This is a genomic window from Pseudarthrobacter naphthalenicus (assembly GCF_029076445.1).
GTDB classification, from domain to species: Bacteria; Actinomycetota; Actinomycetes; order Actinomycetales; family Micrococcaceae; genus Arthrobacter; species Arthrobacter naphthalenicus.
In genome coordinates, this window is sequence record NZ_JARESG010000009.1 from 149,414 (window position 1) to 172,382 (window position 22,969).

At 65.0% G+C, this 22,969-nt stretch carries 20 protein-coding genes; 16 read left to right on the forward strand and 4 right to left on the reverse strand.

The genetic code is table 11. The features are described 5' to 3' along the window. Positions 1-84: 84 nt before the first annotated feature. The 7 genes from PY310_RS11120 (at position 85) to PY310_RS11150 (ending at position 9,608) form a co-directional block, all read left to right on the forward strand. Entirely contained in the window at positions 85-2,880 is a 2,796-nt protein-coding gene (locus PY310_RS11120) for an ABC transporter permease (RefSeq protein WP_275214435.1), read from the forward strand. Beyond that, on the forward strand, positions 2,877-3,632 hold the full coding sequence (locus PY310_RS11125; RefSeq protein ID WP_275214436.1) for an ABC transporter ATP-binding protein: 756 nt from the start codon (positions 2,877-2,879) through the stop codon (positions 3,630-3,632). Before PY310_RS11120 ends, PY310_RS11125 begins: the two co-directional genes overlap by 4 nt. A gap of 33 nt (positions 3,633-3,665) precedes the next feature. Then, positions 3,666-5,225, forward strand: a complete 1,560-nt coding sequence (gene metG / locus PY310_RS11130) for a methionine--tRNA ligase (RefSeq protein WP_275214437.1) — start codon at positions 3,666-3,668, stop codon at positions 5,223-5,225. Between the two features lie 263 nt (positions 5,226-5,488). Further along, positions 5,489-6,343 carry a hypothetical protein gene (locus tag PY310_RS11135; protein ID WP_275214438.1) on the forward strand — a complete coding sequence of 285 codons (855 nt, stop codon included), beginning with the start codon at positions 5,489-5,491 and terminating at the stop codon, positions 6,341-6,343. 18 nt (positions 6,344-6,361) lie between these two features. Further along, the gene (locus PY310_RS11140) at positions 6,362-7,258 is read left to right on the forward strand and encodes a class F sortase (RefSeq protein ID WP_342755742.1); all 897 of its coding nucleotides are present in this window, start codon (positions 6,362-6,364) and stop codon (positions 7,256-7,258) included. A gap of 76 nt (positions 7,259-7,334) precedes the next feature. Continuing rightward, positions 7,335-8,384: a 3-isopropylmalate dehydrogenase gene (locus PY310_RS11145; protein ID WP_275214439.1), complete on the forward strand. Its 1,050-nt coding sequence runs from the start codon at positions 7,335-7,337 to the stop codon at positions 8,382-8,384. 111 nt (positions 8,385-8,495) lie between these two features. Further along, positions 8,496-9,608, forward strand: a complete 1,113-nt coding sequence (locus PY310_RS11150) for a branched-chain amino acid aminotransferase (RefSeq protein ID WP_275214440.1) — start codon at positions 8,496-8,498, stop codon at positions 9,606-9,608. A gap of 114 nt (positions 9,609-9,722) precedes the next feature. On the opposite strand, the gene PY310_RS11155 is transcribed toward PY310_RS11150, so the two are convergent. Next, positions 9,723-10,322: a hypothetical protein gene (locus tag PY310_RS11155; protein ID WP_275214441.1), complete on the reverse strand. Its 600-nt coding sequence runs from the start codon at positions 10,320-10,322 to the stop codon at positions 9,723-9,725. Between PY310_RS11155 and PY310_RS11160 the strand changes: the two genes are divergently transcribed. The 9 genes from PY310_RS11160 (at position 10,321) to PY310_RS11200 (ending at position 20,572) form a co-directional block, all read left to right on the forward strand. After that, the gene (locus tag PY310_RS11160) at positions 10,321-10,476 is read left to right on the forward strand and encodes a hypothetical protein (RefSeq protein WP_275214442.1); all 156 of its coding nucleotides are present in this window, start codon (positions 10,321-10,323) and stop codon (positions 10,474-10,476) included. The genes PY310_RS11155 and PY310_RS11160 overlap by 2 nt on opposite strands. Further along, a complete protein-coding gene (locus PY310_RS11165) occupies positions 10,473-11,267 on the forward strand; it encodes an MBL fold metallo-hydrolase (RefSeq protein WP_275214443.1) in 795 nt (264 codons plus the stop codon). The genes PY310_RS11160 and PY310_RS11165 overlap by 4 nt, the downstream gene beginning before the upstream one ends. 55 nt (positions 11,268-11,322) lie before the next feature. After that, the gene (locus tag PY310_RS11170; RefSeq protein ID WP_275214444.1) at positions 11,323-12,099 is read left to right on the forward strand and encodes a fumarylacetoacetate hydrolase family protein; all 777 of its coding nucleotides are present in this window, start codon (positions 11,323-11,325) and stop codon (positions 12,097-12,099) included. 17 nt (positions 12,100-12,116) lie between these two features. After that, on the forward strand, positions 12,117-12,377 hold the full coding sequence (locus PY310_RS11175; protein WP_275214445.1) for a hypothetical protein: 261 nt from the start codon (positions 12,117-12,119) through the stop codon (positions 12,375-12,377). Between the two features lie 13 nt (positions 12,378-12,390). After that, positions 12,391-13,905 carry a glutamate--tRNA ligase gene (gene gltX, locus PY310_RS11180; protein WP_275214446.1) on the forward strand — a complete coding sequence of 505 codons (1,515 nt, stop codon included), beginning with the start codon at positions 12,391-12,393 and terminating at the stop codon, positions 13,903-13,905. Between the two features lie 5 nt (positions 13,906-13,910). Next, complete coding sequence (locus PY310_RS11185) at positions 13,911-14,642, forward strand: HAD family hydrolase (protein ID WP_275214447.1); 732 nt, start codon at positions 13,911-13,913, stop codon at positions 14,640-14,642. A gap of 820 nt (positions 14,643-15,462) precedes the next feature. After that, a complete protein-coding gene (locus PY310_RS11190) occupies positions 15,463-16,506 on the forward strand; it encodes a glycosyltransferase family protein (protein WP_275214448.1) in 1,044 nt (347 codons plus the stop codon). Further along, positions 16,503-19,154 (forward strand): rhamnan synthesis F family protein, encoded by a 2,652-nt coding sequence (locus PY310_RS11195; RefSeq protein WP_275214449.1) that lies wholly within the window; start codon positions 16,503-16,505, stop codon positions 19,152-19,154. Before PY310_RS11190 ends, PY310_RS11195 begins: the two co-directional genes overlap by 4 nt. 149 nt (positions 19,155-19,303) lie before the next feature. Continuing rightward, positions 19,304-20,572, forward strand: coding sequence for a DapH/DapD/GlmU-related protein (locus PY310_RS11200; RefSeq protein WP_275214450.1), 1,269 nt, complete (start codon positions 19,304-19,306; stop codon positions 20,570-20,572). A 30-nt stretch (positions 20,573-20,602) separates the two neighbouring features. On the opposite strand, the gene PY310_RS11205 is transcribed toward PY310_RS11200, so the two are convergent. From PY310_RS11205 to kdsA, 3 genes are read right to left on the reverse strand one after another with little or no spacing between them, the layout of a single operon-like run. Next, the gene (locus PY310_RS11205; protein ID WP_275214451.1) at positions 20,603-21,577 is read right to left on the reverse strand and encodes a KpsF/GutQ family sugar-phosphate isomerase; all 975 of its coding nucleotides are present in this window, start codon (positions 21,575-21,577) and stop codon (positions 20,603-20,605) included. Next, a complete protein-coding gene (locus tag PY310_RS11210) occupies positions 21,564-22,094 on the reverse strand; it encodes a KdsC family phosphatase (RefSeq protein ID WP_275214452.1) in 531 nt (176 codons plus the stop codon). Before PY310_RS11210 ends, PY310_RS11205 begins: the two co-directional genes overlap by 14 nt. Further along, complete coding sequence (gene kdsA, locus PY310_RS11215) at positions 22,091-22,942, reverse strand: 3-deoxy-8-phosphooctulonate synthase (protein ID WP_275214453.1); 852 nt, start codon at positions 22,940-22,942, stop codon at positions 22,091-22,093. The genes PY310_RS11210 and kdsA overlap by 4 nt, the downstream gene beginning before the upstream one ends. Positions 22,943-22,969: the final 27 nt, after the last annotated feature.

The following is a 22,969-nucleotide window of genomic DNA, read 5'->3' on the forward strand; positions in this document are numbered from 1 at the left end:
TTTTGCACACCCGGCAGAGAATCCATGATGTCCGCCGCCCGCGGACTGTGGTGTGCGCACGCAATCCAGGTTTCAGGGAGCCCAATGAACGCCGTCCAGAGGTTCATCAGAAGCAAAGTGCTGCTGCTGACCGCGGCCATCTTGATCGCAGCCATGTGCTTGTCGGTCCTCGTCCAAGGCCAGTCGCAGGCCGCGTTGAAGAGGACGGTGGATGAAAACTCCCGCGGACTCTACGACGTTCTCGTGCAGGCCAAAGCCGGGTCATCCTCACTGATGCAGCCGGAGATCGCCAACGGCGGCGGAGGCGTCAGCTTCGACCAGCTGGCGCAGATCCGCAAGCTCGCCGGGACGTCAGTGGCCGCGCCGATCAGCCTGGTCTCACGCGTCACCCAAAACCTGGAAGCTCCCCGGCTCGATGCCATGGACTTCCTCGGCTACAACGCCGGACTGGCCGGCACGGCCACCGCAGACCAGGCGGCCGGCGCCACCGATCCGGCCAAATGGCCCGCAGCTGAATCCGTGCTGGGCGACACCCCCAAGAAGTACCGGCTCACGGCCAGCGCGGTGAGCTCCGACGGCGTCTCCGAACAGGTCCTGTTCAAGTCCTCGGCCGAAGGCTCACTGGGCAAGGCAAAGCTCGTCGAAGAGAAAACCGTCGGCGGCACCAGCGTCCGTATCGCACCCCCCGCGGGCGAGACGGGCATCAAGTTCGCCGCCCCTGCCGGCGGTTCCGAACACAACCTCTTTAACCTGTCGGTGTCGCTGCCGCTCTCACCTGAGGTGACCGAGTCCGTCGTCGCCGTCGACCCCGTCGCGGAACGCGCACTGCTGGGCTCCGCCGGCGACTTCCTGGCACCCCTGGAGAAGGCCCCGCCCGCTGACGCCCGCAACGCCGGAGCGATCGGCCGGCACTTCGAAAGCCTCTTCACCAACGGCATCAGCATGAAAGAGCTCGAAGAGGGCCCCGACTTCCTGGGCGTCAAGCTCAAGTACTGGGCGCCGCTTATGACCCAATACCAGCAGGCCAAGCGCACCGGGCAGCTCACCGCCGATTCCCAGGGCATCCCGCTGATTGTGCGCTCCGGAACCTCCCTTGACCTGAAGTACAACGTCAAGATCGAGGAGATCGACGCTGCCGGCAAGGTAGTCAAGGACGTGGGCACCGCAACACGTTCGCTGGACAAGGATTACCTGCCGTTCGTTTCCAAGGACCCGTTCGCCCTGTCCTGGCCCGGCTCCACCGACCATTCATCGCTGCTGGGCGCCCAGGGCAACTTCAACCAGGGCCTCTACACCCCGGCCACGTGGAGTACCGATTTTGCCGCCGCGCCGAAATACACCGATGGCGAGAAGGCTGCCAACGGGGCCGTCGGCAAAACCGCCACGCCGGGGGACTGGGTCACGGTGAACCGCCTGCCGGAGAAGAGCGCCAGCGGTGCGCCGGTGGACCAGACCCAGCGTGAACCCGTGGACGAACGCTCCTACCGGGAGAACCTTGCCACCGGTCAGAAACTCGCGGCTCCGCTGGCCATGGTTTACGGGACGTTCGACCCCGCCGCTGTTGCGGCCGCCGCCGGTGACGTCAACAGGCTGCCCCTGGGCGGCTACGATCCGACCCCCCTTACCCTCACCAAGGACGCCAGCGGAAAGGCTGTGACTGCGGCTGACCTCAAGCCTTCGCTGAGCGCCACCGGCCTCGCCAGCCAGTCCGCCGGTGCCATCACGGACTACTACGGCCTCGCTGCCGCCCGCGGCTACAAGGACAACGCCGCCGTGATCGACGCCGTCCGCGTGCGGGCCAAGGCTCCCGGCAGCTGGAAAGAAGCCCAGCCCGAGGTGGAAAAGCTCGCCGGTGAAATCCGCGACATGGGCCTGGACGCCACCGTGGTGGCCGGCTCGGCCCGCGAGGACGCCAGCATCTTTGTGCCCGGCTACTCCAAGGACGACGCCGGCAAGGAGTCCGCGCTGGGCACCGTCAAGCAGTCCTGGGTCCGGCAGAACGCCGCGGACGCCGTCTCCGGCTCACTGACCGGCACCAACGTCACCCTGCTGTTCCTGACCCTTTGCGGTGCAGCGCTCCTGACGGGTGCCTCCACGGTCAGCTACATCCGGAAACGCAAACGCGAGGCAGGGACCCTGCGCGCCATGGGTTGGACCCAGCGACGGATCCGCACCTGGGTCCTGGAGGAATTCGGCGTCGGCGCGGCACTGCTCGCTCTCGCCGGCATCGTCCTGAGCCTGCTGAGCTGGAGCCTGACCACGGCAGTGGTGTCCGCGGCCGTCCTGGCCCTCTACGCGGCCGCCGCCTTCTTCGCGGCACAGCAGCTGCGCCACCGCGACGAGGTGGACCAGGAACCGCAGCACGACGAGCGGCTGATCCCGGTGGATTCCCCGCTGACCTTCGCCAACCGCCAACTCAGCACCAACAAGTTCAACACCTTGTCCCTTGCGGTGGCCGTCGGCGTGTTTGGCGCCGCGGTGGGTGGCCTGGTGGCCCTGCTGATCGACATTCCCCGCGCCGCCGGGGCGAGTGCCCTCAGCGGCCTGGCTGCCGCCAGCGTGGCGCTGCCCAGCATGCTGCTGGCCCTTGCCGGTGTTGCGGTGGGCCTGATCCTGACCCTGGTGACCGGAAGGTTTGAGCTCAACGCCAAACGCCAGTACCTGGGGATCCTCGAGGCCATGGGCTGGAACCCGGACATGCTTCGGCAGGTCCGCCTCTTCGAAAACGCGCTGGTGGGAACCGTGGCCCTGCCGCTGGGTGTCCTCGGCGCACTGGGCATCGGGCTCCTACTTGCCCCGTATGCCGCGCTGTGGGCCGGTGTCGCCGGGCTTGTGGCTGTACTTTGCTGGATACCGATTGCAACGAAAGTGGTCCAATGACAAACGAGACGAATGTTCACCGGAGCCGGAGGTCCGGCGCTGCTGACACGCCCCTGCAGACCCGTGCCAACACCATCGTCAAGGCCGCGGACCACGAGACCCCGCTCCAACTGAGCGATATCACCATCCGCTATGGCGGCGGCAAGGGCGGTGCGGAAGCCGTCAGCGTCGTGGAGGGCTTCGACCTCACCCTGCACGCCGGTGAGATGCACTGTGTGGCCGGCCGAAGCGGCTCGGGCAAGACCAGCATCCTGACCGTTGGTGCCGGACTGACACTGCCGACGTCGGGACGCGTCTTCTGGGAAGGCGATTCGCTCGAAAGCATGGGCGACGACGAAATCGCGGACCGCCGTCGGGCCCTCATCGGTTACGTGGACCAGGGCGGCGCCCTGATTGACGGCATGAGCGCGCTCGAAAACGTCCTGCTGCCCGCAGTGCCCGACGGCGAGGTGGACCAGCGCCGCGACATGGCCAAGGACCTCCTGGACCTGGTTGGCCTTGGCCGCCGGATGCGTCACCGGCCGGCGCAGCTGTCCGGCGGTGAACGCCAGCGCGTGGCCATTGCACGGGCCCTCATCCTGGGCACCCGCGTGCTGGTGGTGGATGAGCCCACCGCCAGCCTCGACAGGGCGTCCGCCAACCGCATCATCAGCATCCTCAAGGACACCACCTCGGACGGCATCGCGGTCCTGGTCGCTTCGCACGACCACGAACTGGTCCGCCTGAGCGATACGCTGACTGAACTCATCTAGCCTGCCCCTCCGCACCGAAAGTACCGTCCGCACGTGACTGCTTCAGAGAAATCCCCGTTCTACATCACCACGGCCATCACGTACCCGAACGGCGTGCCCCACATCGGGCACGCCTACGAGTACATTGCCACCGACGCCATGGCACGCTTCAAGCGGCTGGACGGGCATGAGGTGATGTTCCTGACGGGTACCGACGAGCACGGCATGAAGATTGCGCAGGCGGCCGAGAAGGAAGGCATCACGCCCAAGGAACTCGTGGACCGCAACGCCGAGGTATACAAAGCTGCGCACGCCGCCCTGGGCATCACGTACAGCCGCTTCATCCGGACCACGGACGCCGACCACTACGCGGCATCGCAGGCCATCTGGAAGAAGATGGAAGCCAACGGGGACATCTACCTGTCCAAGTACGAGGGCTGGTATTCGGTGCGGGACGAAGCGTTCTACGTGGAAGATGACACCGTGGTGAAGGACGACGGCGTGCGCTACTCGAAGGAGACGGACACCGAAGTTACGTGGACGGCTGAGGAGAGCTACTTCTTCCGGCTATCCGCCTACCAGGACAAACTTCTTGCCCTCTACGAGGCCCAGCCTGAATTCGGCGCGCCGCAGTCCCGCTTCAACGAAGTCATCAGTTTCGTCCGCCGCGGTCTCGAAGACCTCTCCATCAGCCGCACCACCTTTGACTGGGGCGTCCCGGTGCCCGGCAACGACAAGCACGTGATGTACGTCTGGGTCGATGCACTCACCAACTACCTGACCGGCGTCGGCTACCCCGATGTCGAGTCGGAGTCGTTCCGCAAGTTCTGGCCGGCGGACGTGCACATCATTGGCAAGGACATTTCCCGGTTCCATGCCATCTACTGGCCCGCGTTCCTGATGAGCGCAGGGATCGAGCTGCCCAAGCGGGTCATGATCCATGGCTTCCTCCACAACAACGGCGTGAAGATGTCCAAGTCCCTGGGCAATGTGGTGGCGCCCGCGGACTTTGTGGCCCAGTACGGCCTGGACCAGGTGCGCTTCTTCTTCCTCCGCGAGGTCCCGTTCGGTGCCGACGGCAGCTACAACCACGAGGCCATTGTGGGACGGATGAACTCGGACCTGGCCAACAACTTCGGCAACCTCGCGCAGCGTTCGCTGTCCATGGTGGCGAAGAACTGCGAGGGCAAGGTGCCGGTGCCGGGAGCGTTCTCCGCTGAAGACAGTGCGATCCTCGCGCAGGCCAACGGACTTCTCGAAACCGCCAGGGCAGCCTTCGAAAAGCAGGAGTTCAGCCGCGCTTTGGAGGCCATCTGGGCCGTCCTGGGGGACACGAACGCCTACTTCGCGGAGCAGGCCCCCTGGGTGCTGCGGAAGACCGACGTCGGCCGCATGAACACCGTCCTGTACGTCACCCTGGAAGTGCTGCGGATTGTGTCCATCCTGGCGCAGCCGGTGATGCCGAACGCCATGGATGCGCTGCTGAACACCCTCGGCCAGCCTGAGGGTGAAGCGCGCCAGTTCGCGGCACTGTCCACGCCGATCGCCGCGGGAACGGCGCTGCCCGCGCCTTCGCCGGTGTTCCCCAAATATGAGGAACCCGCCGAAGCGTAGTCCGTTTCCGGGCCCTCCGGACTGCTGCCCGACCTGAGTAGTGTTTGCGCCAAAGCAGTAGGCAGGGCCCCGGAATGCGGGTAACGAGTACTGGAGACACCCCCAAAGCCGCTGCATAGCCTTGTCGAGTTAGCAAACTGATGATTCGCATCTGGGAGAACCGTCGCTCTGGTGCAATCTGTTTGCCTTTTTCACCCCCGCATCGGAGCGCCGTTTTTCCCTCCGTCTGATCAGTTTGGACCAGACAATGTATGGAGACGGAAATGAAACGGATCCTTGCCGCCTTAGGTGTCACCGGACTCGCATTACTCGGTGCCACCGCTCCGGCTGTAGCAACTGACAACGCAAACACTGACCACAAGATCACTATCTGCCATGCAACCGGTTCGGACAGCAATCCCTACGTTGCCGTGACGATCGATCTGCATGCGCTCGAAACCCACATGAACCAGCACGACGGTGACATCATTCCGGCCAATGACGGAAAGGTGCTTCCGGGAGGCCGGAACATGGACAAGGCCGGCATCCTCAAGGCCGGCTGCAAGGTCCCCGCAGACCACGGAAACGGCAACGGCAACGGGGACAACGACCACAATTACAAGGTCACGATCTGCCACGCCACCGGGTCGGAAAGCAATCCGTATGTGAAGATCACGGTCGCGTTAGAGGCCCTGAAGGGCCACTACCAGCATGGTGACGACATCATTCCGGCTGGTAGCAAGTGGAAGGGCATGAACTGGGACGAGGAAGGACAGGACACCTACGGAAACGGCTGCGTTCCGTGCACGTGTCAGGAGGAAAAGCCGCCTGTAGTGACTCCGGAGAAGCCGCCGGTCGTGACTCCGGAGAAGCCCCCGGTTGTCACCCCGGAGACGCCGCCGGTTGTTACCCCCGTGGTGCCGCCGGTAGTCACCCCGCAGGTTCCCACCGGCGCCGTTGCGCCGCCCGCTCCCGTGGTGAGGGCCAACAACGCCGGCTTTAACGTCCAGACAGCGGTCGCACCCTCCGGCCCGGTTCTTGCCCCCTGGATGGCTGGCGTGATTGTGATGCTGCTCGCCGCGGGCGGAGTGGCTGCACGCAAGGTGCTGCTGACCGGTGGCGTCTCCCGGGACCGTTAGGTTGGCTTCCCGTATCTGATGCCCGCAAGGGCATTCGTTAACACCGTGGCAGGCGCCGTGGCCGAGAGGGCACGGCGCCTGCCGCCAGTCAGGCAGATTCCACCGACGTTCGAGGAAACCATGGACAGCGACCGCCAGCCGCTCCCGGAAGATCCGACAGGCTCCACTGGTCCGGCGGACATGAGTGGTCCGCCACAGCGCGGCCGCCACGCCCGGCCCAGAATTTTCACCGCCCGAAGCATCCTCTTCGTGATCCTCTGCGGGTTCCTCGCTTACGCCGTCGTTGCGTTCCTTACCCCGGCGGGCGGGCCGGTAACTGCGCCCGAGACCGTGACCCGGCCGGCCGCGACTGCGCCTCCGTCGTTGGCCGCCCCCACCCCCGCACCCACCCCCACACCGGCCGCCAGCCCGGCACCGGCAGCGGCTGCCATCCCGGCACCGGCAGCTCCTGCCGGCCCCGCCGCCTCACCGCCCCAGCGGCTGGTCTACGCTGCCGCGAACATCGATGTGGTGATCCACCCGCTGGAACCAAGCGGCCAGGACCAGGCCAACCAGACCATCGTGCCGCCGCCCACAATGGACGGTTACTGGCTCACTCCGTATGGAGTGCCCGGCGAGGGCTCAGCGAATACCACCTACGTGGCAGGGCACAGCTGGGTGGACCGGGACGCACCCTTCAACCACCTGAGTGCCAAAGCTGCCGTGGGTGACCAATTCACCGTGACCACGGCCACCGGCGAGCTGGCCTACCGCGTGGATTCTGTCGCCACGTACAGCAAGTCCGGACTTAAGGACAGCCCCATCTGGCAGGTTCAGCCCAACCGGATGGTGCTGATTTCCTGCTACACGGAGGATCCCTGGGGCACCAACGTCGTCGTCGTAGCCTCGCCGGATCCGAATGTGCCGCCCCGCTGACGCCCGCTCCACAGACTCCATCTCAGTAAATGAGACTGATTGTCCGGCATGCGGATTGACTTAATATTCTTGGAGTATGAGCGCATCGATTAATCTCGCAGTAATTCCTGGTGACGGCATTGGCCCCGAGGTCATCGCTGAGGCGCTGAAGGTCCTCGAGAAGGCCGTAGCCGCCGAGGGTGTGGACCTCCAGCAGACCCACTACAAGCTCGGTGCCGAGCACTGGCTGGCCACCGGCGAGACCCTCCCGGATGAGGTCCTCGCAGACCTGCGTACCCGGGACGCCATCCTCTTCGGTGCGGTGGGCGCAGCCCCCGGCGATACCAGGATTCCGTCGGGCATTATCGAGCGCGAGATGCTCCTGAAGCTCCGTTTCAGCCTGGACCACTACGTCAACCTGCGTCCCTCACGCCTGTACGGAACGGTGGGCAGCCCCCTCGCCAACCCGGGCGTCATCGATTTCATCGTGGTCCGCGAAGGCACCGAAGGGCCTTACGTTGGCAACGGCGGCACCCTGCGCGCGGGCACGCCGCACGAGGTCGCCACCGAAGTTTCCCTGAACACGGCACACGGCGTGGAGCGCGTGGTCCGCGACGCGTTCCGCCGCGCCGGCGCCCGGGAACGCAAGCATGTCACCCTGGTGCACAAACACAATGTGCTGGTCTACGCGGGCCACCTGTGGAAGCGCACCTTCGAAGCTGTGGCGCAGGAATTCCCCGAGGTCACCCATGACTATCTGCACGTCGATGCGGCCACCATCTTCATGGTCACCGACCCGTCCCGCTTTGACGTCATCGTTACGGACAACCTCTTCGGCGACATCCTGACCGACCTGGCCGCAGCCATCACCGGCGGCATCGGGCTGGCTGCCTCGGGCAACATCAACATGGACCGCACCGCCCCGTCCATGTTCGAACCGGTCCATGGGTCAGCGCCGGACATCGCGGGCCAGCAGAAGGCCGATCCCACCGCGGCCATCCTGTCGGCGGCGCTCCTGCTGGACCACCTTGGCTACGCCGCGGCGGCGCGGAAGATTGAAGCGGCAGTGATCGCCGACGTCGAAAATCGCGACGGCGGCGCACGCAGCACCAGCGCCGTGGGTGACGCCATCGCCGCAGCGCTTTAGGCAGGCACCGGGGGTGCTGCCAACGGGCGTAAGCTTGTTTCGAATCACCAAATGCTGCCCCTGCGGTTCAGTGCAGAACCACGTTCACGGGCGGCCGATCGTGGAGGAACCATGACTCAGACTGCCCATGGCGTCGAATTTAGCCAGCAGCTTTCGGCAACCCCGACGTCTGCTGAAGAGCGTGCAGCCATCCTGGCGAACCCGGGATTCGGCAACTACTTCACCGACCACACCGCCGTGGTGGATTACTCGGTTGATGAAGAAGGCGCCGGAGGCTGGCACAACCCGCGCATTGAGGCGTACGGCCCCATTTCCCTGGATCCGTCGGCAGCGGTGCTTCACTACGGCCAGGAGATTTTCGAGGGCCTGAAGGCCTACCGCCACGCCGACGGTTCCGTCTGGACGTTCCGGCCCGAGGCCAACGCGGCACGCCTGAACAAATCAGCCCGCCGGCTGGCGCTCCCGGAACTCCCGGTTGAGTATTTCCTGGGCGCCATCCGCGAACTTGTTGCTGTTGACAAGGACTGGGTTCCGGCCGGGGACGGCGAGGCGCTCTACCTGCGCCCGTTCATGATTGCCACCGAGGCGTTCCTTGGCGTGCGGGCCGCCCGGGAGGTTTCCTTCCGCGTCATCGCCTCGCCCGCGGGCAACTACTTCGGCGGCGAACTCAAGCCGGTGTCCATCTGGATCTCCCGCGAATACGCCCGTGCCGGCCGCGGCGGTACCGGCGCTGCGAAGTGCGGCGGCAACTACGCCGCGTCCCTGATCGCCCAGCAGGAAGCGGAAGCCAACGGCTGCAAGCAGGTGCTGTTCCTGGACCACTTCAATGACGACGCCGTGGAAGAGCTCGGCGGCATGAACGTGTTCTTCGTCATGAAGGACGGCTCCCTGGCCACGCCCGCCCTCACCGGAACCATCCTCGAGGGCGTCACCCGCTCCTCGGTGATTCAGGTGGCCAAGGACATGGGCCGCGAAGTCAGCGAACGCAAGATCACCCTGTCCGAGTGGCGCGACGGCGTGGCATCCGGCGAGATCGCGGAGGTCTTCGCGTGCGGCACCGCCGCCGTGATTACTCCCATCGGGGTCCTGAAGGATGCCACGGAGTTCATCGGCTCGGAGGACGCGAAGGCGGGGGAGACCACCATGGCCATCCGTGAGCAGCTCCTCGGTATCCAGACCGGAACCGTGCCGGACCGGCATGGCTGGCTGACGCGCCTCGCCTAAGCGGCCCTCAGGCGGAAACAACGACGGCGGTTGGCCGGCACGGTGGAAAGCTTCACATAGTGCCAGCCAACCGCCGTCGCCCGTTAATGAAGCCCGATGTCAGGTATCCGCGCCTCAGCGGCGGGCAGCCTTCCGGGCAGCGTTCTTGAGGGCCTTGCGGGAGACGGGCTTCAGGGCCTTGCGCGCGGCTTCCTCGGTGAGTGCCCGGTTCCGCCGGGCGTCAATGATGTCGTTCCACAGCGTGGTGGCAAAAACGCCGCCGTCCTGGGCGTAGACGTCGTAGGGGTAGCCGGCGAAGACCGGGGGTGTGGTGCTGCCGTTGGGCAGATCCGTCCCGTTTTCCTGCGCGACGGCGTCGGCCACGGCCCAGGTCCGGGTCAGATGGAGCGTGAGGTTCTCCTCCACGAACGTGTTGGCGTCGCTGGCGGCGGCAGCGCGCTCCAGGAGCATGGCCAGATCGCCGGCAAGGAACGCGGTGGCCCATTTTTCCACCGGCGCCGAACCTGACCGGAAATCCGCCGCGACCACGTCCACGGCCTGGTTCCAATCCGTGGTGTCGCGGAACTTCTTCCACGTGGGGAACCAGACGATGCTGCCGGTGGCGTGGTTATGGATGTGCTGGAGCCCGCTGTTCTTCTCCGTTGCGGCATGGTCATGGCCGGCGGCGTCTGCCTCGGCGAGGAGGTCTGCAAGGGTGGTGGATGTGGCGCTCATGGAGAGTGGTACCGGCTTCCTGCTGGAGTTCGTGGGGTCGTCACTGGTGGTCAACCCCGCGCGTGCCGTGTTCTATTCCGGCAACGCCGCACTGGCAGCGCAGCTGTCCAGCCGGATGTCCGTGCAGCCGGCGGATGCAAGGATAGAAGAGTGACTTCAGCTTCCAGCCCCGTCCTGCAGCGCAGCTCGGCCCTCTCGCAGTTCATCCTGGCGCCCAACCCCGGACCGATGAGCCTGGACGGCACCAACTCCTACGTGATCTCGGCGCCCGATGCCGGGGCTTCGGTGGTGGTGGACCCGGGGCCAGCGGACGAAGGGCACCTCAGGCGGCTGGCGGCTGTGGGCGGCGTTGAACTGATCCTGGTAACGCACCGCCACGCAGACCACACTGCGGGGTCCGTGCGGCTGCGGGAACTCACCGGCGCCCCGGTGCGGGCTGCGGATCCCCGGTACTGCCACGGCGGCGAGCCCCTGCGCGACGGTGAGATCATCGAGGCGGCCGGAATTTCCCTTCAGGTGGTGGCCACGCCGGGGCACACCTCGGATTCGGTGTGCTTTCACCTGCCCGACGACGGCGCGCACGGCTCTGTGCTGACCGGAGACACCATCCTGGGCCGGGGGACCACCGTGCTGGATTACCCGGACGGCGCACTGGGCGATTACCTTACTTCCTTGGACCGGCTGGAAGCCCTCGGCGGGGCTGCCGTCCTGCCGGCGCACGGCCCGGTGCTCCCTTCCCTGGAGGCCGTCACCGGGGCCTACCGGGCACATCGGCTCGAACGGCTCGCGCAGATCCGCGCAGCCCTCACCGGACTTGGCCCGGACGCCAGCGTGCCGGCGGTGACGGACGCGGTGTACGCCGACGTCGATCCTTCCGTCAGGCGGGCCGCCGAGATGTCGGTGGCTGCCCAGCTGGATTACCTCCGTGGACGGTCGGGCGCCTGACCGGAGCAACTGACCCGACCAAAGGGCAACAGGTCAAGACGGTAGGCTGTTCACCATGCGTATTGCCCGGTTTGTAGTCGATTCTGATCCCCTCTATGGCGTTGTTGAAGGCGAGTCCGGCAGTGAGGAGATCACTGTCATCCACGGCGACCCGTTCTTCAACGGTGTCGAGCGGACCCACGTCAAGCACAAGCTCGAGGATGTGCGGCTCCTGGCCCCCATCATCCCCCGCAGCAAGGTCATCGGCGTGGGACGCAACTTCGTCGAACACGCGGCGGAGCTGGGCAACGAAGTCCCGGCCCAGCCGCTGCTGTTCCTGAAGCCCAACACCGCCGTCGTCGGACCCAACGATCCCATTGTGCTGCCGGAGTTCTCGGAGGAAGTTTCCTTCGAAGCCGAGCTGTGCGTGGTCATCGGCCGGATCTGCAAGGACGTCCCGGAAGAGCGCGTCGACGACGTCATCTTCGGCTACACCTGCGGCAACGACCTCACGGCGCGCGACGTGCAGAAGACGGACCTGCAGTGGGCCCGGGCCAAGGGTTTTGACACCTCGGCGCCGCTGGGCCCGTGGATCGAAACCGAACTGGACACCGAGGACCTGCAGATCCAGGGCCGCCTGAACGGCGAGCTGCGCCAGGACGGCAGCACCAGCCAGATGATCCACGGCGTCCGGGAGCTCGTCTCCATCGTCTCGCGGGCCTTTACCCTGCTGCCCGGCGACGTCATCATGACCGGCACCCCGGCGGGCGTTGGACTTGTCCAGGCCGGCGACCGGTATGAGGTCGAGATCGAAGGCATCGGGCGCCTGTCCAACCCGGTGGTCCGCCGCTAAAACCAGGTCCCGGACGTATGCGAAGGGTCCCTTCCAGCCCCGCGGCGTGGGCTACCACGCGGCCGCGCCAGTCCAAGACGGGCGCTGTCCGGTCCTTTCTGCTCCTTGCTGCCGGTTCCATCGGAACCTTCTTGATGGCCGCGCGTGCCGTGCATTGGCTGGGCGGGCCCGTTTGGCTGGGGCTGGTGTTCGCAGGGGCAGGCATTGTGCTGGCGGGTTACTTCCTGACGCGGTTCATGCTGGCCAGCCGGGCCAGGAGACTGCGCGGCAAGCGGTAAAGTTGAAGCCACTATGACTACTGCTTCTGCGTCGACTGCTGCCTCCGTCCCGTCCGTCACTGCCGATACCCCGGTGCGCGTCCGGTTTTGCCCCTCGCCTACCGGGACTCCGCACGTGGGGCTGATCCGGACGGCATTGTTCAACTGGGCCCACGCCAAGCACACCAAGGGCACGTTTGTGTTCCGGATCGAGGATACGGACCCGGCACGTGACTCGGAGGAGAGCTACCAGCAGCTGTTGGAGGCCCTGAAGTGGCTGGGAATCTCCTGGGAAGAGGGCGTGGAGGTGGGCGGCCCGCATGAGCCGTACCGGCAGTCGCAGCGGCTGGACCTCTACAAGGACGTTGTCGCGAAGCTCCTTGAGGCCGGTTACGCCTACGAATGCTATTCCTCCCCGGAAGAAGTCGAAGCGCGCCACCGCGCCGCCGGCCGCGACCCCAAGCTCGGCTACGACAACTTCGACCGTGAACTCACCGAGGAGCAGTTGGCAGCGTTCAAGGCCGAGGGCCGCAAACCCGTGCTGCGAGTCCGCATGCCTGACGAGGACGTAGTGTTCACGGACCTGGTCCGCGGCGACATCACGTTCAAAGCCGGCAGCATCCCGGATTACGTCATTGTCCGGGCCGACGGGTCACCGCTGTACACCCTGGTCAACCCGGTCGACGACGCCCTGATGGGCATCACCCACGTCTTGCGCGGCGAAGACCTGCTGTCCTCCACGCCGCGCCAGGTGGTGCTGATCCGGTACCTCATCGAAATCGGCGTCGCCAGCTACCTGCCGCTGTTCGGCCACCTCCCGTACGTCATGGGGGAGGGGAACAAGAAGCTCTCCAAGCGTGACCCGCAGTCCAACCTGTTCCTGCTGCGCGATCGGGGCTTCATCCCGGAGGGCCTGCTGAACTACCTCTCGCTGCTGGGCTGGAGCCTCTCCGCGGACGAGGACATCTTCACGGTGGATCAGCTGATCGAAAACTTTGATGTCAAGGATGTGCTGGCAAACCCGGCGCGTTTTGATATCAAAAAGGCGGAGGCCATCAACGGCACGCACATCCGCATGCTCAACCCGGAGGACTTCCGCGGCAGGCTTGTGCCGTACCTGCGCGCCGCCGGTTTTGTCGGGGAGCAGCTCACGGCACGCCAGGAGGAGATCCTCACGGAAGCCGCACCCCTGATCCAGGAACGCGTCACGCTGCTGGGCGAAGCACCTGAGATGCTGGGGTTCCTGTTCAAGGCCGATGATGCCATCGACGTCGCCGATGACGCCCGCAAGGGCCTGCCGGCCAACCTGACCGAGGTTCTGGACGCCGCCCTGGCGGCCCTCGAACCCGTAGCGGAGTGGACCCCGGAGAACATCCAGGGGGCCCTGAAGCAGGCGCTGGTGGAGGACCTGGGAATCAAGCCCCGGCTGGCGTTTGGGCCGGTGCGCACTGCCGTCTCCGGGCGCCGGATTTCACCGCCCCTGTTTGAGTCCATGGTGATCCTGGGCAAGGATTCGTCCCTGGCCCGGCTCCGCACGTTCCGCGGCTGACGGTCATGACAGACACGGCTGTTGGCAGCTCCCTGACCACCCGCTTCGGGACCATCCGGGGTGTCCTCTTCGACATCGACGACACCCTGGTTGACCTGGAGTATGCCATGACCACCGCCCTGCGCGAGGTCAGCGAACATCTGCTGCCCGGTCTGGACCAGTCCGGGTGGGATCGTTTTGGCAGGATCTTCACGCACGAAACCACGCATTACTACGACCGCTACCTGGCAGGGGAGCTGACGTTCAACGACCAGCGGCTGCTGCGGGGCCGGGCCGCCTTGGGCCACTTCGGGGTGGAACTTTCCGACGGCGAGGAGTCGCACCGCTGGCTGAGCGCCTACAGTGAGCTGCAGCCCGCGCTGGTCCGGGCTTTTGAGGACGTGCTTCCGCTCCTTGACGTGCTGGATGCTGCCGGCATCCCCTACGGTGCCGTAAGCAACAACGTGCACGACTACCAGCGGGCAAAGCTGGACAGCGCGGGGCTGGAACGCGTGGGCCGTCTGGTTGGCACCGATACCGTCGGTGCGGCCAAGCCCGAGCCTGCGATCTACCTCGAAGGCGTCCGGCTCCTGGGGACCTCCGCGCAGGAGACCCTCTACGTGGGCGACAACAGGCTGCTGGACGCTGAAGGGTCGACGGCGGCGGGGCTGGTGGGCGTGTGGCTCAACAGGGCGGGGGAGACCGTGCCCTCTTTTGAGGGTCGCGAGGTCACCTCGCTCTCTCAGCTGCTGGACTAAGCCGAGACCTACTTTAACAATGAGGAGGCCCGTCAGGTTTAGCTGACGGGCCTCCTCATTGGTCATCTCCAGGAGTCCGCAGCCAGCCGGCTACAGCACTCCCGCTGTGGCCACCGAGGTTTTGGCAGCCGTGGTGTAACCGGTTTTGGTTCCGGACGGTGGCAGTGAGGGTCTTGCCGATGTGCGCAGCCGCAGGCGTGAACGTTCTGGCGGTAGCGCCAGTAATGAGTATGCCGTTCGCTTTCCATTGGTTTTCGTTCACCAGGTTCGCGCTCGCAGCCGTGCTTGCGCTCCCGAGCCAACGAGACGAGCACGTGATTCACTAAGCCGAGAGAGTAATAGGTGCCAAGTCCAATTCCTGGGTGTGGGCCTTGTATCCCCGCATTTGTTTTTACTCCAGTGCTGCGGGTCGCCGGCTCTGGCCGACATGTCGATTGTCGTATATAGGTCCTTGCATACTCGGCCCCCTAGTTCTGCTTGAAATCCTGCTGGGGACTCGGGATGAGCGCCTCCACGAGAATCCATGCTATCTGAACCCCGACAAAAGTCGGTGCCGCCAACGATGGAACCTGAGCTGGGCCACTGCTTGTTTGAAAAGCAGAATCATACCTATCCGCGGTTCAGAAGGCTTGCCATGCGATCAAGGCCTCCAACAAACCCAAGGCGATTCGTACGCTAAGCTGAGGCGCTGCTGAATACGACTTTGAGGGGGATGCGTGCTAATAGCTGATGGGAACGTGTGCGTCGATCGCGCCACGGCCGAGGATAATTCCGATACCTGTGACGCGGGGCGCCGAGACGGCAACTGGAGCCTCGCGGGATGACGTCGATCTGTTTTGTCTCCGAAACTGGCCGGAGCGAGCGGCCCATTAACGACCCATCGGTGCGGTACCGGTGCTACCACCCTGCAGAGGTGCTGGCTGGCCAGGGCAACTTCGTTTCCGTGTACTCGGCCGCGCAATTCTACAAAGACCCGAATTTTGATTACGACGTTTACGTCTTTCACCGGCCCAACAAGGCCCGCGTGAACTTCTTGCCGGTCCTCCGTCGTCTGCGCAGTTACGGCAAGTCCCTCATCGCTGACTACGACGACCTCATTTTCGGAGACGAGGAGATCGCCCTTCAGTCCTCGGCAGCGAAGAACGGCACGCTGACACACGAGCGGGCCATCGCGGCATTCGCGAGCAACCTCTCGGGCCTGCGCGAATTCGACAAGGTGACCGCCTCGACAACGCCGCTCGCGCATCGCGTCATGGAGTGGAACCCGGACGCTGACGTTAACGTCGTGCCGAACATCATCCCGCCGTCGGTACTGTCCATCCACGAGGAGCTCGGGACGCACCTCGTGCCGCGCCCGCATACGGCGATCGGTTACTTCGCGGGAACCAAAAGCCACGACCGGGACTTTCCGGTCGTGGCCGAGGCGTTGCATCGGGTGCTCATGGAGAATCCCGAGTTCACGCTGATGATCATCGGGCCGGTTGCGGTCCCGCCTGCACTCGCTGCGCTGCCCAATGTCAGCACGGCACCCGTGGTGAACTTCCTGCGCCTGCCGGGGCTAATGACGCTGTGCAGTACGGTGATCGCCCCGTTGGAGATGAGTGACTTCAACGCATGCAAGTCGCGCGTGAAGTTCCTCGAGGCAGCACTGTCGGGCTGCCGCCTGCTCGCCAGCCCGATCCCGGACATGCAGGCCATCGAATCAGAGAGTCTGGGGCTCATGGAGACGCTCGACGATTGGTACGAGGCCCTGTCTGCTCCCGTGAAGTCTGTAGACTTCAAGTCGCAGGCGGCCGAGAACTTCGAGTTGCTGCGCAGCACCTCCCACGTGGACGGTTTGACGAAATTTTGGAGTGAAGCATGAGGGTTCTGATCTACGTCGAGCCGCACCCGATCCGGAATAGCCAGACGATATTCAAGGATGTGGCCCGGCACTTCCTTCCGCTGCTCGCGGGGTCCACGGCGGATTTCGACGTCCGCATGTATGCGACGCGTGCCCTGCTGGGCGCCATCGGGGATGAGGGCCTGGCCGGAGTGGAGAATCGCCTCATCCGGGCGAGTCCCGCTGAGGAAGCCCTGTTCGCCAGGCATCGCTGCGACTGGGAGACCGAGGGCATCCCGGCGTGGTTGAGCCTGATGGCCGGTGGCGATGTCGCCGAGGACTACGTCGGCGTACTGCGCCGCGTCTGGAGTGAATTCCCGTACGACATCATCGTCCACTGGGGTGAGAACGGCGCCGTGACCAAGTTTATCGAGGAGCGCCCCGTGACGCGCATCGCGATGGAGCTCGGGTGCACCCGCGCACCGTTCCTTGAGACTGTTTTTATGGATCCGTTCGGCACCAACGGCAGCGCGATTGTCCCCCGGCTGTCGGTGGACGACCTGCGCGGGATCGTCGGCGATAACCCCATGTCGGCCGCCGAGGCGCTCTACGGCTACTCGGCGAACTTGGAGGCCCTGCCTTATGAACAGCAGTTCCTTCCCCTCGCCGGCGGGGACTGGTCGACACGGATCCTGGGCGCCACCCAGAAGATCGCGTTCCTCCCGCTCCAGCTCCACGACGATGCCAACCTCTTGCGCTTCTCCAAGTACGAGACAGTCGAAGAGGTCGTGCTCGACGTCGTGCCGAAGCTCGCCGCGGCCGGTTACCTGACAGTCATCAAGACTCATCCGAGTGCCAAGCACCGGCACAATTCTCAGGCCGCCTTTTCCCTCGCCCGGGCCGCCCTGCGGCCCTGGGCAGACGACGTCGTGTGGCTGGACGCCACCAAGGGGGTGTACAACAATGCCCAGCTGGCCGCGTTGGCCGATCTCGTGGTGACGGTCAACAGCTCAGTGGGGTTCGAGTCGCTCTACTACGACAAGGTCGTTTCGGTGCTGGGCGACGCTGTGTACAAGCCGGCGGGCCTGTTCCCCGACCTCGAGGAGGCGATCTCCGGCTCCTTCGACCTGGCGGCCTATCGGCACGGGATCGGTCTTCTGCGCCGCTTCATGTTCGGCGGTTACATGGTCAGTGACACCGTTCGCGGCGACTTCCCCGCGTTCCAGAGCATCGCTGTCACCATCGACGCGGCGCGCCGTGGCGACGACGGCGACGCTGTCGCCATCGCGAAGCGCATGTACCAGACGTTCAGCCTGGCCCGGGAACACCAGGCCCGCGCGCGAATGGTGAGTGGCGGCTCCGTCCCTGGATCAAGCGAGTTTGGAGTCCCCGTCTTGCCGGCGGCGCGCCCCCACGCGATCGAGTCGAGGTCGGCCGAATTCTCGCGCACAGAGTTCACCGGCCCGGCCCGCAGACTCCTCGCCCTGATTGGTGCAGCCGACGGCGACAGCTTCCGCAACGCACTGCGGACGGCATTCGCCGATCCCGAGACCGCGGAGAAGTACGGCCGCGCCGCGGGAATAGTTGACGAGACGTTTTATCTCACCACACACAGTGATGTGGCCAAAGCGGCGATGGATCCTGTCCGTCACTGGGCGCGCTACGGTCTCCGCGAAGGACGCAAGCCGCGGCGTGGACTGAACATCGGCTCGGTTGAGCAGTTGGTCGATGAGTTGGTCTCCGCCGCTGAGCCGCTGTTCGCTGGCATCCCGGACTTTCTCGACTTCCCCCTAAACCCTGACGCCGAAGCTCGCCGTCAGACCAGCCTCGCCGCGATCCGGGGTGGCCTAGGCACTCGAGGCCACAAGGTGGCCGTCGTCGCGCATATGTATTACTGCGACCTCGTGCCGGAGCTCCTAGTATCCCTGGCGAACATACCGGAGGGTTTCGACCTCGTGGTGACGATGCCTGACTGGGGCAACCGTCAGATCGCGGAGTCGGTGCGCGCGGTCTACCCGAACGCGCTGCTCTACCCGGTGGTTAACCGCGGCCGCGACATCGGACCGTTCCTCGACGTGCTACCCGCAGTTCTCGAGCATGACTACGATGCGATCCTGCACCTGCAGACCAAAGCCGGCTACTTCCACGCCGGCCGCCTGCGCCGCGATCTCGGTGAGCTGTGGCGCGGCGAGGCGTTAGACGCTCTGCTCGGCAGCCCCGAGCGCGTGGCGGCGATTCTCGACGCCTTCCGCACGGACCCGGCTGTCCACGAGGTCGGACCGCAGCCGCATTACGTCTCCCTCGCAAAGTACCCTTACCACGACAGGGGAGAACTGGGCAAGTCTCTCCTCGGGGCTACCCCCGCGGAAGGGTTCTTCGCTGGGACGATGTTCTGGGCCCGGCCGAACGTTTTGCGCCCGCTCGTCGAACAGGGTGCCCTCACCCTGACGAGCTTCGCTGAGGAGACCGGCGCGAACGACGGTGCTTTGGCCCACCTGGTGGAACGGCTGTTCGGCCACGCTGCGCTGGCCGACGGGGGAGTGATCATCGGTGCACCCGTCGACCCGGCAGAGCCCCTCGTCACTGACCTCCAGCCCCTCGCGGTGACGATCCATGAGCATATGGAAGCCGCCCTGGCGGCGAAGCTGGCGGCGCGCAAGGCGCGCGCGCGAGGGGCATTGGCGTGGTGACTGACGGGGACGGAGAGCGGGCGACATACATTGATCGCACCGCCGTGTGCGCTGGCGCAGTAGAACACCCCGTACGCTTGCAGCCACGAGCGGAGCTACACGCTGGCTCCTCGCTCGGTCGCTTCGGGTTCCTCAACGTGGGGACGGTCGTGTACGGCGGCGTCGAGGTCGGTCGTTACTTCAGCTGCGGGCGCGGTGCTGAGATCGGTGTTGCTCCGCATCCGTTGACTGGGCTTTCGACACACGGTTTCACAGTCAACAATGCGTGGTTTCCCGGCATTATGGGATATGGCCAAGCAGATGGCAGCGCTCCGCGGATTCCCTCGAAAGGGACGACGCGAATCGGCCACGATGTTTGGATCGGAGCCCAAGCCGTTGTCATGCCGGGCGTCACGATCAACACCGGTGCCGTAGTCGCCGCGAACGCTGTGGTGACGAAGGACGTCGCACCCTACGAGATCGTAGGAGGGGTGCCTGCCAAGCACATCGGGTATCGCTTCGACGAAGACATTCGTCAGCGATTGCTAGCCTCCGAATGGTGGAACCTCGATCATGATCTGATTCAACGGCTTCCGTATCGAAATGCGGTGCAAGCATTGGCGGCGTTGGAAGAAATGAGCGGTCGCTCTCAGCTGACGAATGAACGTAATCATGAGGCGAATTGGTCCGCCTCACCCCAGCTAGGATCGGTCACCGGATCAAGAGCGAGGGCCTGCTACGACGCGGCCCCGTTCTTGAGCCTGAAGCACACCACGTACTTCTCCGTCTACGACCATCTGTTCTCTCGCTTCATAGGCAAGGCCCCTGTGATCGTCGAGGTGGGGGTCCTCAACGGAGGCTCGCTGTACATGTGGCGTGAGTTCTTCGGTTCAGATGCCCGAATCATCGGTGTCGACCTCAACCCGGAGGCTGTTTGGCTGCGCGAGGACGGCTTCGAAATCCACATCGGCGACCAGACCGACCCGCAGTTCTGGGAGGACTTCTTCCGCCAGGTCGGTGACGTCGACATCCTCCTGGACGATGGCGGGCACACGTATCCTCAGCAGATCGTCACCGCGGCGTCCGCGCTGGACCACATCCGGAACGACGGGCTGTTGATTGTCGAGGATACGCACACGTCGTACATGACGGAGTTCGGGGGCCCGAGCGACACCTCCTTCGTGAGCTGGGCCGTCAATCTGGTCCACGGCGTCAACCACCGCTTCTCCGCGTTCGTCGAGGACGAGGACCCGGAGTTGCGGGTGTGGTCAGTACAGTTCTTCGAGTCGATTGTCGCGTTCCACGTCGACCGCACCCTCGCGACCGTCGTGTCCCAATCCACGATGAACGACGGAGCCGGGCGCGACGCGAAGGATTTCCGCTACCGCTCCGACCGCACGATGACCGACGACGAGTTGAGGGGCTACTTCAGGCACTGACTACATCGAGACCCGTTCGGACGGGACGAGTTAGCCACGAGGAGCGGGCTGGTTGGTCACCACTCCCAGCACGTCCTCGCCTGATACGACGAGCAGCGACGAGACCCGGTGGCTGTCCATCAGCGCGAGGGCGTCATTCATGCGTGTGGTCGGCGCTACGGACAAGGGCCCCACGGTCATGATGTCTGCTGCAATGAGGGAAAACACGTCGTCGTGGGCTTGCACGGCGCGGCGAATGTCGCCGTCGGTGATGATCGCTGTGCCGTCGGGCGTGGCCACGAGTGCGATGCCGAGCTGGCTCCTCGACATCTTGCGGACCACCTCAAGGATGCCTTCGGACGGTTCCGTCCACGGGAGTTTCTTGGTGATCATCACGTCGTTCACACGCTCGAGCAGACGCCGCCCGAGCGCTCCCCCGGGGTGCAGGCGGGCGAAGTTTTCAGGTGCGAAGCCGCGCGCTTCCATGAGTGCAACCGCGAGCGCGTCACCCATCGCGAGAGCTGCCGTCGTGGAAGATGTCGGCGCGAGGTTGAGCGAGCATGCCTCCTCGGCAACGGAGACATCCAGGTGGAATGTCGCGTGACTCGCGAGGGTCGAGGCGGGGTTCCCCGTCATCGCGAGGATCCGATTGCCGTTGTCGAGCAGGAAAGGCAGCAGAGCGACAAGCTCTTGGGTTTCGCCGGAATTGCTGATCCCAAGGAAGTAGTCCGTATTCGTGGCCATCCCGAGGTCGCCATGGAGCGCTTCTGCCGGGTGCATGAAGAAACTCGGTGTGCCCGTGCTCGCGAGGGTAGAGGAGATCTTGCGGCCGATAATGCCCGACTTTCCCATTCCGCACACGATCACGCGTCCAGCGGACATGAGGATGTCCTCGACTGCTGCGTCGAAATCAGCGCCAACACGTTCGATGAGGTCGGCGACGCCCTGAGCCTCTGCGAGGAGTACTCTGCGGCCGGCTTCCGCGTGCTTTCGCGGTGTGCTGACTGTGGCGTCACTGAACGACATGGCTGCTCGTCATCGTCTCTACTAGGGGTCTGTACATGTCCTCGAGGCTCAGCCCGCGTGCTGCGAGCACATGCTCCGCAGCTTCGCGGGCCACGCCATGCCCGCCGGGGCGATTGAGCACGACGTCGGCGACGGCGAGCACGACGGGGTGTGCATCGCTTGGGGCGTAGAACCGGCCCACGATACCCGCGAGCGGTAGGTCGACGACGTCGTCGCCGACGTACGCGACCTCTTCGCTGGAGATCCCTTGCTCCGCAGTAATGGCCATGAGGGCCTCGGACTTGCCCAGGGTGCCGGTTACCGCGACGTCGAAGCCGAGCTGCTTGACCCGCGCGTCGAGCGGCGCGCTTGCCTTGCCCGACAGCACGCCGCAGCGGATCCCATGCGCATGCAGGAGCCCGACGGCAAGCCCGTCCTGGACATTGAAGCCCTTGATCGCCTCCCTGCCGGAGCCGTCCATCCAGATCGTTCCGTCAGTGAGCACACCGTCGACATCGAACAGGACAAGCTCGATCACGCGATGTCTAGCGCGGGGAACGACTTAACAAGGTCGTCGATCGCCTTGACCTGCCCGAGGAACCCTTCGAGCGAGCTCAGCGGCAACGCGCTCGGGCCGTCGCACCGTGCGTTGTCCGGGTCTGCGTGCGCCTCGACGAACAACCCGGCGAGGCCGAGCGCCATGCCGGCGCGGGCGAGCTCGGCTACCTGACGTCGTCGTCCCCCCGAGGCGGCGTCACCGGCCTCGCGGCGCTGAAGGCTGTGCGTGACGTCGAAGATCGCGGGCGCACCGTCGCACGCCTCGACCATCTCACGGAAGCCGAGCATGTCCACCACGAGGTTGTCATAGCCGAACTGTGAGCCGCGCTCGCAGAGGATCACCTGCTCGTTGCCCGCTTCGGCCAACTTGCGCTGGATGTGGGCCATCTGGCGAGGGCTCAAGAACTGAGGCTTCTTTACGTTGATGGGACGGCCCGTCTTCGCGAGCGCCACGACGAGGTCTGTCTGGCGGGCGAGGAACGCCGGAAGCTGCAGGACGTCCGCCACTTCGGCGACGGGCGCCGCCTGCTCGGGCTCGTGGACGTCAGTGATCACGGGGATGCCAAACTCCGACTTGACGGCGGCGAAGATACTTAGCCCCTCGTCAAGCCCAACACCACGGTAGGAGTCCACCGAGGAGCGGTTTGCCTTGTCGAAGGATGCTTTGAATACCAGCGGCATATCGAGCTTGGTGGTTACCTCGACATAGCGTGACGCTGCCCGGAGCGTCGAATCGAGGTCTTCGATGACGTTGATCCCACCGAAGATCACGCAGGGGCGGTCATTGGACACGGCAATGTTCGGCCCGACGGCCACGGTACTTGACATGCTCGTATCGTACTAGACTCACTGCAT

Coding starts and splice junctions, on each gene's coding strand:
- PY310_RS11195 (WP_275214449.1), top strand. CDS start 16,503: ATGAGGGTTCTGATCTACGTCGAGCCGCACCCGATCCGGAATAGCCAG.
- kdsA (WP_275214453.1), bottom strand. CDS start 22,942: ATGTCAAGTACCGTGGCCGTCGGGCCGAACATTGCCGTGTCCAATGAC.
- PY310_RS11205 (WP_275214451.1), bottom strand. CDS start 21,577: ATGTCGTTCAGTGACGCCACAGTCAGCACACCGCGAAAGCACGCGGAA.
- gltX (WP_275214446.1), top strand. CDS start 12,391: ATGACTACTGCTTCTGCGTCGACTGCTGCCTCCGTCCCGTCCGTCACT.
- PY310_RS11170 (WP_275214444.1), top strand. CDS start 11,323: ATGCGTATTGCCCGGTTTGTAGTCGATTCTGATCCCCTCTATGGCGTT.
- PY310_RS11150 (WP_275214440.1), top strand. CDS start 8,496: ATGACTCAGACTGCCCATGGCGTCGAATTTAGCCAGCAGCTTTCGGCA.
- PY310_RS11120 (WP_275214435.1), top strand. CDS start 85: ATGAACGCCGTCCAGAGGTTCATCAGAAGCAAAGTGCTGCTGCTGACC.
- PY310_RS11175 (WP_275214445.1), top strand. CDS start 12,117: ATGCGAAGGGTCCCTTCCAGCCCCGCGGCGTGGGCTACCACGCGGCCG.
- PY310_RS11155 (WP_275214441.1), bottom strand. CDS start 10,322: ATGAGCGCCACATCCACCACCCTTGCAGACCTCCTCGCCGAGGCAGAC.
- PY310_RS11185 (WP_275214447.1), top strand. CDS start 13,911: ATGACAGACACGGCTGTTGGCAGCTCCCTGACCACCCGCTTCGGGACC.
- PY310_RS11145 (WP_275214439.1), top strand. CDS start 7,335: ATGAGCGCATCGATTAATCTCGCAGTAATTCCTGGTGACGGCATTGGC.
- PY310_RS11125 (WP_275214436.1), top strand. CDS start 2,877: ATGACAAACGAGACGAATGTTCACCGGAGCCGGAGGTCCGGCGCTGCT.
- PY310_RS11190 (WP_275214448.1), top strand. CDS start 15,463: ATGACGTCGATCTGTTTTGTCTCCGAAACTGGCCGGAGCGAGCGGCCC.
- PY310_RS11160 (WP_275214442.1), top strand. CDS start 10,321: ATGGAGAGTGGTACCGGCTTCCTGCTGGAGTTCGTGGGGTCGTCACTG.
- PY310_RS11135 (WP_275214438.1), top strand. CDS start 5,489: ATGAAACGGATCCTTGCCGCCTTAGGTGTCACCGGACTCGCATTACTC.
- PY310_RS11140 (WP_342755742.1), top strand. CDS start 6,362: ATGCCCGCAAGGGCATTCGTTAACACCGTGGCAGGCGCCGTGGCCGAG.